Source organism: Aromatoleum toluvorans (assembly GCF_012910905.1).
Taxonomy (GTDB): domain Bacteria; phylum Pseudomonadota; class Gammaproteobacteria; order Burkholderiales; family Rhodocyclaceae; genus Aromatoleum; species Aromatoleum toluvorans.
On sequence record NZ_WTVN01000005.1, the window covers coordinates 64,226 to 80,565 of the forward strand.

Genomic DNA, 16,340 nt, shown 5'->3' on the forward strand with positions numbered 1-16,340 from the left:
ACATCGTCGTCCGCTGCGCCGGGCGGGGCTCATCATGCGGGAGATTCGTATGCAGCATATCCGGGCAGGATGGGCGCCGGGAATGGCAATGTTCGGCTGATAGAATGGCCGCCATGGAGCTGGCGCTGATTTTCTTCCTCCCCTTCGCGGGCAGCCTGTGCGCTGCCTTTCTGCCGTCCAACGCGCGCAACGCCGAAGCGTGGCTGGCGGGCTTCGTCGCGCTGGGCACCACGCTCGTCATCGCCGCCCTCTATCCGCAGGTGAGTGCCGAGGGCGTGGTGCGCCTGAACGTGCCCTGGGCGCCCGCGCTCGGCCTGGACATCAGCCTGCGCATGGACGGCTTCGCGTGGCTGTTCGCGCTGCTGGTGAGCGGCATGGGCACGCTGGTCGTGGTGTATGCGCGCTACTACATGTCGCCGACCGATCCGGTCCCGCGCTTCTTCTCCTTCCTGCTCGCCTTCATGGGCGCGATGCTGGGCGTGGTGCTGTCCGGCCACCTGATCCAGATGGTGATGTTCTGGGAGATGACGAGCCTCGCCTCCTTCATGCTCATCGCCTACTGGCACCACCGCGCCGACGCGCGGCGCGGGGCGCGCATGGCGCTGACGGTCACCGGCGCGGGCGGCCTGGCGCTGTTCGGCGGCGTCCTGCTGCTCGGCCACATCGCCGGCAGCTACGACCTCGACGCCGTGCTCGCGGCAAGCGCGCAGATTCAGGCGCACCCCTGGTACCCGGCGGTGCTGGCGCTGGTCGCGCTCGGCGCGCTCACCAAGAGCGCCCAGTTCCCCTTCCATTTCTGGCTGCCACACGCGATGGCGGCGCCGACGCCGGTGTCGGCCTACCTGCATTCGGCAACCATGGTCAAGGCGGGCGTATTCCTGCTCGCGCGCCTGTGGCCGATCCTGGCCGGCACCGATGCGTGGTTCTGGATCATCGGGGGCGCGGGGCTGTGCTCGCTGGTGCTGGCCGGTTACCTGGCGATGTTCCAGCAGGACATGAAGGGGGTGCTGGCCTATTCGACGATCAGCCACCTCGGCCTGATCACGCTGCTGCTCGGGATGAACAGCGAACTCGCGCTGGTCGCCGCGGTGTTCCACATCGCCAACCACGCGACTTTCAAGGCCTCGCTGTTCATGGCCGCCGGCATCGTCGACCACGAGACCGGCACGCGCGACCTCGGGCGCCTGTCCGGCCTCTCCCGCGCGATGCCGATCACCGCCGCACTGGCGGCGGTGGCCGCGGCGGCGATGGCCGGCGTGCCGCTGCTCAACGGCTTCCTGTCGAAGGAGATGTTCTTTGCCGAGACCATCTTCCTCGACCGCCCCGACTGGCAGCGCATCGCGCTGCCGCTCGCGGCGACGCTGGCCGGCGTGTTCAGCGTCGCCTATTCGCTGCGCCTGATCCACCAGGTCTTCTTCGGCCCGCCGGCCCGCGACCTGCCGCACGTGCCGCAAGAGCCGACGCGCTGGATGCTGCTGCCGAGCGCGCTGCTGGTGGCGGCCTGCGTGCTGGTCGGCGTGATCCCGGAGCATGTCATCGGCGACTACCTGCGCACCGCGACCGACGCCCTTCTCGGCGCCGACGCGCCCGCCTACAGCCTGGCGGTGTGGCACGGCTTCACCACGCCGCTGCTGATGAGCGTCGTCGCCCTGTGCGGCGGTTCGCTGCTCTACGCCGTCGCGTTCGCGCGGCGGCGCGCGACGACGGTGCCGCTGCTCGAAGCCATCGACGGCCGCAGGATCTTCGACGCGCTGATGACGGGCGTCACGAGCGGCGCGGAATGGGCCATGCGGCGCCTGTCGTCGCACCGCCTGCAGATGCAGATGATGCTGCTCTTCGCGGTGGCGCTCGGCGGTGCGGCGCTACTGGCGCTGTCCGGCGGCATCGGCTGGGGCACGCGGCCGACGCTTCCGCTCGACCCCGCGTTTGCGCTGCTGTGGGTGATCGGCGGTACCTGCGCGCTCGCCGTCGCCTGGCAGGCCAAGTATCACCGCTTGGCCGCCGTGGCCTTCGCCGGCGGCGCGGGGCTGGCCACCAGCCTGACCTTCGTGTGGCTGTCGGCGCCGGACCTCGCGCTGACCCAGCTCACGGTCGAAGTCGTCACCACCGTGCTGATCCTGCTCGGCCTGCGCTGGCTGCCGCGCCGCGACGAACGCATCGCCGGCCGCGGCGGCACCAGCCCGCGCCTGCGCCGGCTGCGCGACGTCCTCGTGGCGGGCGCCTGCGGCCTGGGCATCGCCGCCCTCGCCTACGCGGTGCTGACCCGCCCCGGGGTGGACGGCCTCGCCCCCTTCTTCGTGCAGGCGTCGCTGCCGCAGGGCGGCGGCCTCAACGTCGTCAACGTCATCCTGGTCGATTTCCGCGGCTTCGACACCTTCGGCGAGATCACCGTGCTGGGCATCGTCGCACTCACCGTGTTTGCGCTGCTGCGGCGCTTCCGCCCGGCGCCCGAGAGCATGCCGCTGCCGCGCCAGCAGCGCGAGCAGGCCGCCGCCGGCGACGCGCCGCCGTCGCGTGTCCACGGAGGCGAGCTCCTGCCCGCCGGCCTCATGATGCTACCCGCCGTGCTCGCCCGCCTGCTGCTGCCGCTGGCGATGCTGGTGTCGCTGTTCTTCCTGCTGCGCGGCCACAACGCGCCGGGCGGCGGCTTCGTCGGCGGCCTGGTGCTGGCCACGGCGGTGATCCTGCAGTACATGGTCGGGGGCACCGCATGGGTGGAATCGCGCCTGCGCATCCATCCCCTGTACTGGATCGCGGCCGGCCTGCTGGCCGCCGCCGTCGCGGGGATCGGCGCCGCGCTGGCCGGTGCGCCCTTCCTCACCAGCAAGGCGTGGCACGGCGAACTGCCATGGATCGGCGAGCTGCATCTGTCGAGCGTGCTGGTGTTCGACCTCGGTGTGTACATGCTGGTGGTCGGCGCGACGGTGCTGATGCTCGTCGCCATCGCGCACCAGTCGCTGCGCAGCCACCCCCACAAATCCGTTCCGGGAGCCCTGCGCTGATGGAAATCGTGTTCGCGCTCGCCATCGGCGTGCTGGCCGGCTCGGGCATCTACCTGCTGCTGCGCCCGCGCACCTTCCAGTTCATCATGGGGCTGTCGCTGCTGAGCTACGCGGTGAACCTGTTCATCTTCGGCATGGGCCGCCTGCGCACCGGCGCGGCGCCGGTGATCGACCCGGCCCGCGGTGCCGATCCGGCGCTCTACGCCGACCCGGTGCCGCAGGCGCTGGTGCTCACCGCCATCGTCATCGGCTTCGCCGTCACCGCGCTCTTCCTCGTCGTCCTGCTCGCCGCGCGCGGACTGGCCGGCACCGACCACGTGGACGGCCGGGAGCCGGAGCGCGAATGATGCAGCATCTGCCCATCCTGCCGATCCTGTTGCCGCTGCTGGCGGGCGCGCTGCTGCTGTTCGCGAGCGAGACGCGCCACCGGCCGCGCGCGCTGCTCGCCCTCGGCGCGACGCTGGCGCAGCTCGCGACCGCGCTCGCGCTGCTGGCCTGCGCCGACGGCCGCATCGCCGCCCCGTGGCCCGGCGAGCTGGGCGTCTACGCCCTCGGCGACTGGGCCGCGCCCTTCGGCATCGTGCTGGTGGTCGATCGCCTGGCCGCGCTGATGCTCACGCTCACCGCCACGCTCGGCCTCGCGGCGCTGGTCTACGCGCTGGCGCGCTGGGAACGCGCCGGCAGCCACTTCCTGTCCCTGTACCAGTTCCTGCTGATGGGCCTGAACGGCGCCTTCCTCACAGGCGACCTGTTCAACCTGTTCGTGTTCTTCGAGGTGCTGCTCGCCGCCTCCTACGGCCTCGCGCTGCACGGCTCGGGCGCGCCGCGCGTCAAGGCGGGCCTGCACTACGTCGCGATCAACCTCGTCGCATCGCTGATCTTCCTGATTGCCGCCGCGCTGATGTACGGCGTCACGGGCACCCTCAACATGGCGGAGCTGGCGCTGCGCGTGCCGCAGCTCGCGGCGGGCGAGCGCACGCTGTTCGACCTCGGCGCGCTGCTCCTCGGCATCGTGTTCCTCGTCAAGGCCGGCGCCTGGCCGCTCAATTTCTGGCTGCCGTCCACCTACGCCGCGGCGGCCGCGCCCGTTGGCGGCCTGTTCGCGATCCTCACCAAGGTCGGCGTGTACGCCTTGCTGCGCTTCTCCGTGCTGCTGCAAGAGGCCGGCGCGCCGGCGCCCTTCGAGGGCGACTGGCTGTTCTACTGCGGACTGGCGACCATCGCCGTCGGCACGCTGGGCGTGCTGGCCGCGCAGAAGCTGGACCGGCTCGCCGGCTTCCTGGTCATCGTCTCCTCCGGCACGCTGCTCGCCGCCTTCGGCTTCACCGGCACGACACTGACCGGCCCGGCGCTGTACTACCTCGCCAGCTCGGTGCTCGGCAGCGGCGCCTTCTTCATGCTGATCGAAATGGCCGAACGCAACCGTGCGGTCGCCGCGGACCTGCTGGCGATCAGTTTCGAGGCCTTCGGCCTGCAGGACCGGCACGAATCCGAGCATCCCGACGAGATGGCCGGCGTCGCCATTCCGGCGGCGATGGCCTTCCTCGGCCTGGCGTTCATCTCCTGCACCGTCGTGCTCGCCGGCCTGCCGCCGTTCTCCGGCTTCGTCGCCAAGTTCGCCCTACTCAAGGCCGCCATCGCCGCGCCGCCCGCGGCCCCCGCCCTGCACGCGAACCTGCTCTTCGCGGCACTGATACTCTCCGGGCTGGCGGGTCTGATCGCGCTGTCGCGCCTGGGCATCCGGGTGTTCTGGAGCAGCGAGCGGCCGACGCCGCGCCTGCAGTGGCTGGAAGCCGGCCCGGTGGCCGCGCTGGTGCTGCTGTGCGCGGTGCTGGCCTTCGGCGCGGGGCCGGCGATGGATTACTTCGAGGCGGCCGCGCGCTCGCTGCACGATACGTCGGCCTACGTCGGCGTGGTGCTGCCCGAAGCCGCCGCGGGAGGCGCGCCATGAGGCGTCCGCCGCTCGTCCCGCTGCTGCCGGCGGTGCTGCTCGCCGTGTGGCTCCTGCTCAACGACAGCGTCGCGCCCGGCCACGTCGTGCTCGGCGCCGTCTTCGCGTGGCTGGTCAGCGCCGCCGTGGCGCGGCTGCGCCCGCTGCCCGCGTGGCCGCGCCGCCTGCATGTCGCGATCGGCCTGTGCTGGCATGTCTTCGTCGACATCGTGCGTTCCAACATCGGCGTCGGACGCGTCGTGCTCGGCGCCGCGCGGCGCCAGCCGACCATCGGCTTCCTGCAGATCCCGCTGCAACTGCGCGACCCGCACGGCCTGGCGATGCTGTCGATCATCATCACCGGCACGCCCGGCACGGTATGGGCCGGACACGACCCGGCCAGCAACACCCTGACCCTGCACGTGCTGGACCTGCAGGACGAGGAAACCTGGATCCGCACGATCAAAGACCGCTACGAGCGCCCCCTGATGGAGATCTTCGAATGAACGCCATCCTCCCCTTCGCCGTGAACTTCGGGCTCGCCTGCTGCTCCGTCGGCATGCTGTGCGCCCTCGTCCGCCTGCTGCGCGGCCCCGCCGCCCAGGACCGCATCCTCGCGCTCGACACGCTGTACATCAACGGCATGCTGACGATCCTGATGCTGGGCATCGGCTCCGGCGCCGCCATCTACTTCGACATCGCGCTGCTGATCGCGCTATTCGGCTTCATCGGCTCCACGGCGATGGCCAAGTTCCTGCTGCGCGGCGAGGTGATCGAGCCATGAGCGCGGCCGACGTTCCATTGTGGGCCGCGCTGCCGGCCGCCCTGCTGCTGATCTGCGGCGGCCTGCTGGCGCTCGTGGGCTCGCTCGGCCTGTTGCGCCTGCGCTCCTTCTTCGCCCGCATCCACGCCCCCACGATGGGCAGCACGCTCGGCGCCGGCTGCGTCCTGATCGCCTCGATGCTCACCTCGACGGCGCTGGCGCAGCGCCCGGTGGTCCATGAGCTGCTGATCACGCTGTTCATCCTCGTGACCGCACCGATCACCACGATGCTGCTGATGCGCGCCGCGATCCTGCGCAGCGACCGGAGCGAGAGCTAAGGCAGCGTCAATCCGGAATCTCCGGCTCGACGAGCCGCGCCAGATGGTCGAGCGACTCCTGCCAGCCGAGGTAGCAGAACTCCGTCGGAATCGCCTCAGGGATGCCTTCCTGCACGACGTTCATTTCCGCCCCGCAGGCCACCGCGCGCAAGGTGACCGTCGTCACCATCTCGCCGGGCAGATCGGTGGAATCGAACTTGTCGGTGTAGCGGATGCGCTCGTTCGGCATCAGCTCCAGATAGCTGCCGCCGAAGGAATGGCCGTTGCCGGTGCTGAAGTTCCTGAATGCCATCCTGAAAGTGCCGCCGACCCGGGCATCCAGGTGGTCGACCTTGCAGGTGAAGCCGTTGGGCGGCAGCCATCGGGCGAGGGCCTCCGCATCGAGGAAGGCACGGTAGATTTTCTCGGGTTTTGCACGCAGCACGCGGTGCAGGCGGACGGTACCGGTCGGCATGATCTCTCCTTTCGTTGGGGCTCGACGTCGCGGCTGTCGTCGCCGCTTCCCATACCTTAGTCGACCGCCGGTGCAGCAGGTCGGCCGTTACGGAAATTTTCCGGTGACCATCGCGGCTCCCGCGCAGGAACCATCTCTTTTTCGCCGGTGTCTCCACGCGATATGGGACACCATCGCAAGGGCTGTCGCCCCCTCGCGGCGGTCGAACGCTCCACCGGCGAAAACTTCACTGAGTTCGCCGCCCCACACCGTATCGCCGAAGCAGAACAACATGAAGCTTGATGCGGAAAGCAAGGCCAGAATCGCGTTCGCCGTGTTCCTGCTGCTCCTGGCGGCAGGCGGGCTCGGCTGGTACCTGCTGTCGGCCGCTCGCTACACGCTCTACCAAATCCGGACGAACGACCCGGTCTCGGGGCTGATTCCCGATGCGCCGGTCGAATACCACGGCGTGGACGTCGGCAAGGTCGAGCGCGTCGACCTGGTCGACGCGCGCTCGATCCGCGTGGTGCTCGCCGTCCGCGCGGACGCCCCGGTGAGCGCGGCGACCGTCGCGACGATCACGAGCCGCGGGGTCGCGACGCGCGGATTCACCGGCTACGTCTACATTGCCCTCGAGGATGCCGGCACGGCTTCCGGCCCGCTCGTCGCGCGCCCCGGCGAGCCGTACCCGACCATTCCGACGACCGCGTCGAAATCGATGAGCCTCGATCTGCTGATCAGCCAATTGAACGACAACGTCCAGTCGCTGACCGGACTCGTCCACGGCCTGCTCGACCGCGACACGATCGCCGCGCTGAAGGAATCGGCGGACAACCTGCGGCAAGTCACGAAAACGCTCGCGGACAACAACGCCCGCCTGAACACGCTGATCGCCAACGGCGAGGCCGCCAGCCGCCGGCTGCAGCCGCTGCTGCAATCGAGCCAGCACACCATCGACTCGTTGCAGCCGCTGGTGCGCTCGAGCCAGGACCTCGTCGCCACGATGCAGCCGCTGGTGCGATCGAGCCGCGACACGGTCGATGCGCTGCAGCTCCAGCTGGTGCCGCAAGCCTACCGCGTGCTCACGCAGCTCGACGAGCTGACGGTGTCGCTCGACGGCATCGCCGACAAGGTCAGCAGGGACCCCATCTCGGTCATCCGCGGCGCCCCGGCGCGGCGCCCCGGACCGGGGGAGCGGCCATGACGGGCGCGCGCCGCGCTGCGCTGTGCATGATGCTGGCGGTCGCGCTCTCGGGCGGTTGCACGCTGCTCGCCCCGCCAGGCCCCGAGCCCGACAAGGAGATGCTGACCGCGATTCCGTCCGACCTCCCGGCCCGTCCGCGGCGCGGCGCAACCCTGCTGGTCTTTCCGCCCGAGGCGAACGCGATCTACGACACGGCGCTGATGGCCTACATGGACCAGCCCGGCCGCATCGCCTATTTCAGCCGCACCGAATGGGCCGCACGGCCCCCGCAGATGCTCAGGGCGCTGCTGCTGCGGACCCTGGACCGATCGGGCTATGTCGGCGCCGTCGTCACGCCGCCGTTCGCGGGACGCATCGGCTGCGCGCTGCGCACCGAGATCGTGGCGTTCGAACAGGACTTCACCACCGAACCACCGGCCTTCCACCTCGCGCTCCGGCTCAGCCTGATCCCGGCCGGGGACGGCGCCGCCATCGCCACCCGGGAAGTCGAGCTGCGCGAACCGCTGGCCGAACGCACGCCGCACGGCGGCGCCGTCGCCGCCAACGCGGCTATCGCGAAGGCGCTGAAGGAAGTGGCCGAGTTCGTGCACGCCCACGCGGGCTGAGACCGTCGGTACGCGCGCGGGCAGGCAGCATCTTCCGCAGCGTCTCGTCGCGCAGCACGAAATGATGCTCCAGCGCCGCGCCGACATGCAGGGCGACCAGCAGCGTCAGCGCATAGCCCAGCCACTGGTGGAGCGCCAGCAGGAAGCGGAACAGGTATTCGTCGTACCGGACCAGGTCCGGCAGGTAGAACAGGCCGAAGAACGACACCGGGATGCCCGCCGCCGAAGACATCACCCAGCCCGTGACGGGCTGCGCGAACATCAGCGCGTACAGGCACAGGTGCACGAAGCGCGCCACCACCTGCTGCCATTCCGGCAAGCCCTCGACCAGCCGCGGCAGCGCGTTGCCGACCCGCCACGCGAGCCGCAGCCCCGCGAGCATCAGCGCCAGGATGCCGAGCTCCTTGTGCAACAGCACCAGGCGGATCTTCGTCTTGTCGAAACCGACGTCGGGCAGTTGCGCCGCGTAGAGGCCGAGCACGACAAGCCCCGCCAGGAGTCCGGCCATCCCCCAGTGAAGGGCCATCGCCACGATGCCGTAGCACTGCTTCGTGTTGCCGAATTGCGCCATCGCCGCGATGCCCTCCGGAGAACCGCCACCGCAGTTCGACATGCACGCCCCCGCAAAGCTCCCGCCCGGTCGCTCGCGGCGCCTGTCCGCGCGGGAAAAAATGAAAGTTTCGTTTATACGCGAACCATTCCGCCAGGACCCCGCTGGCGCCGGCATTCTGGAACGACCAGATGAACGATCGCACCGTGCTGGCCACAAAGCTGGCGAACTCGGCGATGGAAGCGCTGGCCGACCACCTCCATCCGGAGTTCCATCCCGTCATCGGCAAGCTCAAGGACATGCCCTCGGCATGGTGCTGGCGATGAATCCGGGCGCCGCGGTCGTGGCGGTGATCGCGCTGTACGCTACGCTCGCTGCGTAGCGAATCAGCTTTACTTGGGTGGGGCGAGATATCGTGACTACAGGCTACGGGCGACGGGTTGTCGGCCGGAGCGGCCAGCCGGTTGGCGCCTACTTTACGGCGGCAATATGGTCTATTGCCGGCATTCATCTCAGTGCTAGAGCTGCGCAGCCGGGTCTGAAAGACGAAATCGTCGAATATCAGGCTGGCCTCATCCATCCCGTTCGGTGGCGATGCCGGCAATCAGTGGATAAGCAAAGCCTCTAAGTCGTATACAGACGTTATCCGGGTGACGAGGTATGCTCACCTTTTGAGTGACAGCGACATTTCAGTTATCCCGATGCCACTGTGGTTGTCGGTTCATCTTCACTGGCGATGACATTTCCACTCGGATCTCGCCTCTAGAACTATACTTCTGACTCGGATTCATAAAATTGGCGCAAACAGCTTCGATACTCGTGCGTAGCATCGGCTGAGAACCACGTAGATCGATACTCTTTCTATAAATTACACAATGAAGACTTCGCGTCTGATCTATTTCGTCCTGATCGCATTAACCTCAATGCTGGTTGTTGTCGGATTTTATTTTTATAGTTTTCATGGTCCGCTAAGCACATCCAATTCAGACTGGGGGACCTTTGGTGACTATTTTGGCGGAGTCCTTAATCCGTTGTTTGGTTTTCTAAGCTTGATGGCGATTTTGGCTACAATCACATTGCAGAGCGCCGAAATGGACCTAACTCGCAAAGAGTTAGAGCGCGCCGCTAGGGCGCAAGAGAAATCTGAAATGGTGCTTAACGCCCAAGCGAAAACTCAAGAAAGGCAGCAGTTTGAAGGAACGTTCTTCTCTCTCCTCAATGAGCACAACAAGGCGCTGCAGGAAATCTCCAGCCCTGACCTCGGAGCCCGCAAAGGGTTAAGTCGCGTTGATGATTTGTACGGCGATGTCTTTTACATGACACTCAACCTTTCACAGTCAAGATCCGCCTTCGCGCAAAGCAACCGTCTGTGCGGGAAGTATTTCAGGATCTTGTATCAGATCTTAAAGTTTATCGCGGTTGAGTGCCCCGACGGATCCGTCGGGGAAGAATTTGGATCTGAAGGCATAAAGGGATCATCTGTAGCACGTTCGGAAAAAATGTACGCGAATATGGTTCGAGCATTCATTCCGGACAAGGCTCTCCAACTGCTCGCAATAAACTGCGCATGCGACTCGCCCGTTGATGCGTTCTGGAAATTCAAACTTCTTCTCGAGCGCTATGAATTCTTAGAGCACATGCCATTCGATATTGAAGACCATAAAGGATCTCAATTAATGGAATTGACAAATATTTACGAGCGATCAGTTTTTGGATCGACCATCTATTTACCCGATGATGATACCTAGTTTTCGCGTTGAAGGCTTATTTTTCCATTCATCAAAGAACCCGCTTTGGGCGCGGCGACCTGACGGGGTGACATCTGACGTTGGGATCTAAAGCGGGATCGACGACAGCATTAAAGGACGCTGGATCTGAACACATTTCGTACGCACCATCCTCTGCTTCGAGCGCCCTGGTGAGACGCCCTACCGCCACACTTCACAGCACGTGCGCATCTGGCCAAAAGTCACAAGTTTGCGCCCTCTTTTTCAGACTTTTGCACTCCATCTGGCCTTCTCGCCCAAACAATCAAGAATATGCGTATATCAATTTCTCCGTACTGCATACATCTGGCGACTGTTGTTGTTCCGATAGCGCTCATGCTTGCATTGATACTATCGACCGGGCCGCAAATTCAGAACTATGCTTTATCACTTTTAAACAGCGGAAACCCTTCGATTTACGCTTCAGTCTATGGCGAAGAACTCATCAAATTTCCAAGATTAATGACATGGATAAGGGCTGGATTCGAGTGGCAGTTCCTCTTGGCAGGAGCTGCGGTCGCTTTTGTTTGTGTTAGGCAATCCGCGCCCCGCATGCTTGCGTGGCGAGTTAGCGTCGCCACGTTCATGATTCTGTGTCTCGTTGATGCTGCAAACGCTGTTGTCACCGGGTCGGCGACGCTAGACTTTCTTGTGAAGAATCTTGTATCAAACGGCATAGGCGCAGTATTTTTGGGCGCACTTGTTCTAAGTTTTCTGCGTGCAGCTGATCTCCTCTACTCAAACTTGGAAGTTGGCGCTTTTTCTAAGCGTCTGACCGCCTCACTGGCAATCCTCATCGCAGGATTTCTCACGTCTTGTTCTGTATATTACGTTTGCGAGTTGTTATTTAGCCCACGACCAACTGAAATCAAAGCTTACTTCGCCACGCCATCGAGTGGAACCATCGTGCCAAGACTATCTAATGAACTGGGCTCACCCAGCAAGGAAGGTCGTGTGCCATTTTCTTTCTTTTCTAGTCTTGCAACTGCCGGGAATGCAACTTGGACAAACATCAATGGTGATTTGCAATTGACGCTATTGCAAGAAAAAGCCTCACAGAAATATCACGTGGATATTCATCTCATTTCAGGCTGCAATACTTTTGACGCAATAAATGGGTTAGATTTCAGCAGGCCATGGATGACCTTTGATGAGGTTACCACTCTGCAGGCATCTACTGATACTGGCATCACCCAGTTCTTAGCGGGCTCGCTTCAGGGGCATCATACGAAAATCAAAGTGGATTCCGGAAAGGTCGGATTTTTTGATTTCAAACGCGACTCACAGTCTAATTCTCTATCACTTACACAATTTGTCGGAGATGACGCCCACCTCGAGCTATCTAGCTACGCTGATGACCTGCTGTTCGCCTTTTCCGCCTCATTCTTGAACAAGAAAAATGATGAGTTGGCCAACTCTCCACGTTTCCTTAATTTGAAAATTGATAAGACGACGTATGTCATACAGTTTGTCCCACCCTTGAAATCACCCTCAAACAAAGAAGTGACGTGCAAGGTGCTCGAACAAGACGGGCCGGCCAAGAACTCGCAACGAAGCTACGTTGAAATCGATGGCCGGGGACTGCTTCCGGGAGTATTGCTTAGGCTTCGGCCTAGCGACTTATCTGGAATTCGAAGGGTGCCCGCTGAAACGACTCTTCGAGTTCAAGGTGCAGATGGTTGGATAGCGGTTCACGGACTAGAGATAGATAGCGTAGCCGGACAACCCCTCGGGCACCTGAAGATGTTTCATGTCAGAGGGAATATTCTCAACTTCATACTCGACGAATCGTCAACCGCCGTCCAACCGTTCGATACGTACACAGCTATCGGAGAGTTGCAAGGTAATTTTAGCGCTGATGGAAACCTGCTCTTTTCCGGTCGCGCCGATAGCTTATGGAAAGGTAATGTAAGGGCGAATCTCACCAGATGGGAAAGACTGTCATGGGAGGCTAAAGTCTTTCTGCTCGGATTGCTTGGGTCGTTCGTCACCTTCATGGGCTCTTTGTGTTCTCGGTGGCTTCGTGAAAACAGACCGATTTCTTGGATTACGTACGCAAATTAGGTGGCATTTTCTTGCATCCCAGTGCGAGCGCCAGAGCATGATGGGGTTTCTAGTCTAGGTTGTAGAGGGATTTGAGTCGCGCTCTACCGTTTCGCGAGAGTGATCACTGCCGTTTAAGTCCGCGGCGCACTGAATGGCAGCAATGGAGCGCGCTACGGGCCTTTGCGGTTGGGAAGCTGAACGACGGCTCAGGCCGAGAAGCCGGCGCAGACCCGCAACAGTCGACCACCCGGTCCCCTGGTTCAGAATTGAAAACGCCCGGACTAGCCGGGCGTTTTCATGAGGCCATCCAGTTTTCGACTTTAATCGTCAGGAGGAGGAGGAACAGCGGGCAAAAGTCCTCCTCACTCCACCGTCACCGACTTCGCCAGGTTCCGCGGTTTGTCGACGTCAGTCCCCTTCACCAGCGCCGCATGGTAGGACAGCAGCTGCAGCGGCACGACGTGCAGCACCGGCGACAGCATCCCGTAGTGCTCGGGCATGTGCAGAATGTGCACGCCTTCGGACTCGTGGATCTCGCTGCCCGCATCGGCGAAGACGTACAGCTCGCCGCCGCGCGCGCGCACTTCCTGCAGGTTGGACTTGAGCTTTTCCAGCAGTTCGTCGGCCGGCGCAACCGCGATGACAGGCATTTCCTTGTCAACCAGCGCGAGCGGGCCATGCTTGAGTTCGCCGGCGGCGTAGGCCTCGGCGTGGATGTAGGAGATCTCCTTCAGCTTCAGCGCGCCTTCCATCGCGATCGGCCAGTGCTGGCCGCGGCCGAGGAAGAGCGCGTGCTGCTTGCCGGCGAAGCGCTGCGCCCAGCGCTCGATCTCCGGCTCGAGTTCGAGCACTTTCTTCACGGCGACCGGCAGGTGGCGCAGCGCGGTAAGGTACCGCGCCTCGTCCGCTTCCGGCAGGCGGCCGGCGAGCTTCGCGAGCGACAGCGTCAGCAGCGCCAACGCGGCAAGCTGGGTCGTGAAGGCCTTGGTCGAGGCGACGCCGATCTCGGGGCCCGCGCGCGTGATGAAGCGCAGCGCGGCCTCGCGCACGATGGCCGACTCGGGCACGTTGCAGATCGCCAGCGTCCGCTGCATGCCCTGAGCCTTCGCGTGCTTGAGCGCCGCGAGCGTGTCGGCGGTTTCGCCCGACTGCGAGATCACGACCACCAGCGTGCCAGGATGCGCGACCGATTCGCGGTAGCGGTACTCGCTCGCGATCTCGACGCTGCACGGCAGCTTCGCGATCGCCTCGATCCAGTAGCGCGCCACCAGGCCCGCGTGGTAGCTCGTGCCGCAAGCGAGCACGAGCACGCGCTCGACCCCGCCCAGCAGCTCGGGCGCGCGGGTGCCGAAGAGCTGCGGTGTCACCGATCCGCCGCCGGCGATGATCTCCAGCGTATTGGCGAGCGCCTGCGGCTGCTCGAAGATTTCCTTCTGCATGTAATGGCGGTACTGGCCGAGCTCGACCGCGTCGGCGGACAGGCTCGACACGTGCATCGGGCGCTCGACCGGCGTGCCGTCCGGGCGCGCGATGCGGTAGCCGTCGAGGCGCAGTTCGGCGATGTCGCCATCCTCAAGGTAGATCACCTTGCGCGTGACCTGCAGCAGCGCCGCCGTGTCGGACGCCGCGTACATCCCGTCCTCGCCCACGCCCAGCAGCAGCGGCGCGCCGTGGCGCGACACGATCACGCGCGCGGTGTCGGATTCGCACACCACGCCGATCGCGTAGGCGCCGACGAGTTCGTTGGTCGCCAGGCGCACCGCCTCGAAGAGGTCCGGCTGCGTCGCGAGCTTGCTGTGCACCAGGTGGGCGATCGCCTCGGTGTCGGTCTCCGACGCGAACTCGTAGCCCTGGGCCATGAGGCGCTGCTTGATCGACTCGAAGTTCTCGATGATGCCGTTATGCACGACGGCAAGGCCCGCCGATACGTGCGGATGCGCGTTGCGCTCGGACGGCACGCCGTGCGTCGCCCAGCGCGTGTGCGCGATGCCGATGCCGGCGTCGAGCTTCTTCTCCTCGGCACGCGCCGCGAGTTCGGCGACGCGGCCGGCCGCGCGCACGCGCTGCAGCCCGCCGTTGAGCACCGCCAGGCCGGCGGAATCGTAACCGCGGTATTCGAGCTTGCGCAGGCCTTCGAGGAGGACGGGGACGACGTTCTGCGTCGCGATGGCAGTGACGATGCCGCACATGATGCTTTCTCCGACTTACTTCTTCTTCACCGGCCGCTTCCAGCCGGCAATGGTGATCTGCCTGGCCCGCGACACGGTGAGCTGCTCCGGCGGGGCGTCCTTGGTGAGGGTCGTGCCGGCGCCCAGCGTCGCCCCGCGGCCGACGCGCACCGGCGCGACGAGCTGGGTGTCCGAGCCGATGAACACGTCGTCCTCGATGATGGTGCGGAACTTGTTCGCGCCGTCGTAGTTGCACGTGATCGTGCCGGCGCCGATGTTCACGCGCTGGCCGACGTCCGCATCGCCGACATAGGCGAGGTGGTTGGCCTTCGAATGGTCGGCGATCGCGCTGTTCTTGACCTCGACGAAATTGCCCAGATGCACGTCGTCGCCCAGCGTCGTGCCGGGACGCGTGCGCGCATACGGGCCGATCACGCACTCGCGGCCGGTGACCGTATCCTCGACGTGCGAGAACGCTGCGATGCGGGTGCCGGCGCCGATGCGGGCGTTGCGGATCACGCAGTGGGCGCCGATCCGCACGTCGTCGCCGAGTTCGACGCGCCCCTCGAACACGCAGCCGACGTCGATCTCGACATCGCGCCCGCATTCGAGCTCGCCGCGCACGTCGATGCGCGCCGGGTCGAGCACCGTCACGCCCGCTTCCATCAGGCGCTGGGCGATGTTGCGCTGATGGATGCGTTCGAGTTCGGCGAGCTGCGGCTTGCTGTTCACGCCCAGCGTCTCCCACACCGCATCCGGCTGCACCGTGACGATCTCGACGCCCTCGGCGACCGCCAGCCCGATGATATCGGTGAGGTAGTACTCGCCCTGGGCGTTGTCGTTGCCGATGCGTCCCAGCCAGTCGCGCAGGCGCGCCACCGGCGCGACGAGGATGCCGGTGTTCACTTCGCGCACGCGGCGCTGCTCGGCGCTCGCATCCTTCTCTTCGACGATGCGCGTGACCTGGCCTTGGTCGTCACGCAGGATGCGTCCGTAGCCGGTCGGATCGGCGAGTTCCACGGTCAGCAGCGCGAGCTTGCCGCTGCCCGCCGCCGCCTGCAGGCGACGCAGCGTCGGCGCGCCGATCAGCGGTACGTCGCCGTACAGCACCAGCGCCATCTCGCCGTCGCTGAGCTCCGGCAGCGCCTGCTGCACGGCGTGCCCCGTGCCCAGCTGCGGCTCCTGGCGCGCCCAGCGCAGCCCCGCATCCTGCAGCCGCTCACGCACCACTTCGCCGCCGTGGCCATACACCACGCAGATGCGCGACGCGTCCAGCGCCCTCGCCGCAGCGATCACGTGCGCCAGCATCGGACGCCCGGCAATCGGCTGCAGCACCTTCGGCAATACCGAACGCATACGCTTGCCCTGCCCGGCCGCGAGAATCACGACTTCCATGAACACTCCGTTCTGATCCAGACCGGCGCCGATTCTAGCACGTGCGCCCCACCGCTTCCGCCCGGCGCCGGAACGCTGTCGCGCGGATCGCACATGGATGACGCAGCGCAAACCTGTTTTTACAACATGTCAGACAACGT

15 protein-coding genes are annotated in these 16,340 nt (G+C 65.0%); 11 read left to right on the forward strand and 4 right to left on the reverse strand.

Going from position 1 to position 16,340, the window contains the following annotated elements; translation table 11 throughout:
* Nucleotides 1–104 precede the first annotated feature (104 nt).
* From GPA22_RS05150 to mnhG, 6 genes are read left to right on the forward strand one after another with little or no spacing between them, the layout of a single operon-like run.
* On the forward strand, nucleotides 105–3,002 hold the full coding sequence (locus tag GPA22_RS05150; RefSeq protein WP_246264089.1) for a monovalent cation/H+ antiporter subunit A: 2,898 nt from the start codon (nucleotides 105–107) through the stop codon (nucleotides 3,000–3,002).
* Nucleotides 3,002–3,349: a Na+/H+ antiporter subunit C gene (locus tag GPA22_RS05155; RefSeq protein ID WP_169255027.1), complete on the forward strand. Its 348-nt coding sequence runs from the start codon at nucleotides 3,002–3,004 to the stop codon at nucleotides 3,347–3,349. The genes GPA22_RS05150 and GPA22_RS05155 overlap by 1 nt, the downstream gene beginning before the upstream one ends.
* Nucleotides 3,346–4,953: a monovalent cation/H+ antiporter subunit D gene (locus tag GPA22_RS05160; RefSeq protein ID WP_169255028.1), complete on the forward strand. Its 1,608-nt coding sequence runs from the start codon at nucleotides 3,346–3,348 to the stop codon at nucleotides 4,951–4,953. The genes GPA22_RS05155 and GPA22_RS05160 overlap by 4 nt, the downstream gene beginning before the upstream one ends.
* Nucleotides 4,950–5,438, forward strand: a complete 489-nt coding sequence (locus GPA22_RS05165; RefSeq protein ID WP_169255029.1) for a Na+/H+ antiporter subunit E — start codon at nucleotides 4,950–4,952, stop codon at nucleotides 5,436–5,438. The genes GPA22_RS05160 and GPA22_RS05165 overlap by 4 nt, the downstream gene beginning before the upstream one ends.
* Nucleotides 5,435–5,716: a K+/H+ antiporter subunit F gene (locus GPA22_RS05170; RefSeq protein WP_169255030.1), complete on the forward strand. Its 282-nt coding sequence runs from the start codon at nucleotides 5,435–5,437 to the stop codon at nucleotides 5,714–5,716. The genes GPA22_RS05165 and GPA22_RS05170 overlap by 4 nt, the downstream gene beginning before the upstream one ends.
* The gene (mnhG, locus tag GPA22_RS05175) at nucleotides 5,713–6,033 is read left to right on the forward strand and encodes a monovalent cation/H(+) antiporter subunit G (RefSeq protein WP_169255031.1); all 321 of its coding nucleotides are present in this window, start codon (nucleotides 5,713–5,715) and stop codon (nucleotides 6,031–6,033) included. Before GPA22_RS05170 ends, mnhG begins: the two co-directional genes overlap by 4 nt.
* Before the next feature lie 7 nt (nucleotides 6,034–6,040).
* On the opposite strand, the gene GPA22_RS05180 is transcribed toward mnhG, so the two are convergent.
* Nucleotides 6,041–6,487, reverse strand: a complete 447-nt coding sequence (locus GPA22_RS05180; protein WP_169255032.1) for an SRPBCC family protein — start codon at nucleotides 6,485–6,487, stop codon at nucleotides 6,041–6,043.
* 271 nt (nucleotides 6,488–6,758) lie between these two features.
* Here GPA22_RS05180 and GPA22_RS05185 point away from each other — a divergent pair, with 271 nt between their 5' ends.
* Together GPA22_RS05185 and GPA22_RS05190 are read left to right on the forward strand one after the other, a co-directional pair.
* Entirely contained in the window at nucleotides 6,759–7,670 is a 912-nt protein-coding gene (locus GPA22_RS05185; RefSeq protein ID WP_169255033.1) for an MlaD family protein, read from the forward strand.
* Nucleotides 7,667–8,275, forward strand: a complete 609-nt coding sequence (locus GPA22_RS05190; protein ID WP_169255034.1) for an ABC-type transport auxiliary lipoprotein family protein — start codon at nucleotides 7,667–7,669, stop codon at nucleotides 8,273–8,275. The genes GPA22_RS05185 and GPA22_RS05190 overlap by 4 nt, the downstream gene beginning before the upstream one ends.
* Here the strand turns inward: GPA22_RS05190 and GPA22_RS05195 are convergent.
* Nucleotides 8,220–8,888: a cytochrome b gene (locus tag GPA22_RS05195; protein WP_246264091.1), complete on the reverse strand. Its 669-nt coding sequence runs from the start codon at nucleotides 8,886–8,888 to the stop codon at nucleotides 8,220–8,222. The two genes, GPA22_RS05190 and GPA22_RS05195, sit on opposite strands and share 56 nt — an antisense overlap.
* Before the next feature lie 128 nt (nucleotides 8,889–9,016).
* On the opposite strand from GPA22_RS05195, the gene GPA22_RS05200 reads away from it, so the two are divergent.
* From GPA22_RS05200 to GPA22_RS05210, 3 genes are all read left to right on the forward strand, one after another.
* Nucleotides 9,017–9,151, forward strand: a complete 135-nt coding sequence (locus tag GPA22_RS05200; RefSeq protein WP_211168945.1) for a diacylglycerol kinase — start codon at nucleotides 9,017–9,019, stop codon at nucleotides 9,149–9,151.
* Nucleotides 9,152–9,700: 549 nt separating this feature from the next.
* Nucleotides 9,701–10,573, forward strand: coding sequence for a putative phage abortive infection protein (locus GPA22_RS05205; RefSeq protein WP_169255035.1), 873 nt, complete (start codon nucleotides 9,701–9,703; stop codon nucleotides 10,571–10,573).
* Between the two features lie 354 nt (nucleotides 10,574–10,927).
* Nucleotides 10,928–12,655 carry a hypothetical protein gene (locus GPA22_RS05210; RefSeq protein ID WP_169255036.1) on the forward strand — a complete coding sequence of 576 codons (1,728 nt, stop codon included), beginning with the start codon at nucleotides 10,928–10,930 and terminating at the stop codon, nucleotides 12,653–12,655.
* 344 nt (nucleotides 12,656–12,999) lie between these two features.
* On the opposite strand, the gene glmS is transcribed toward GPA22_RS05210, so the two are convergent.
* Together glmS and glmU are read right to left on the reverse strand one after the other, a co-directional pair.
* A complete protein-coding gene (glmS, locus tag GPA22_RS05215) occupies nucleotides 13,000–14,826 on the reverse strand; it encodes a glutamine--fructose-6-phosphate transaminase (isomerizing) (protein WP_169255037.1) in 1,827 nt (608 codons plus the stop codon).
* Nucleotides 14,827–14,841: 15 nt separating this feature from the next.
* Nucleotides 14,842–16,200, reverse strand: coding sequence for a bifunctional UDP-N-acetylglucosamine diphosphorylase/glucosamine-1-phosphate N-acetyltransferase GlmU (gene glmU / locus GPA22_RS05220; RefSeq protein ID WP_169255038.1), 1,359 nt, complete (start codon nucleotides 16,198–16,200; stop codon nucleotides 14,842–14,844).
* Between the last annotated feature and the right edge of the window lie 140 nt (nucleotides 16,201–16,340).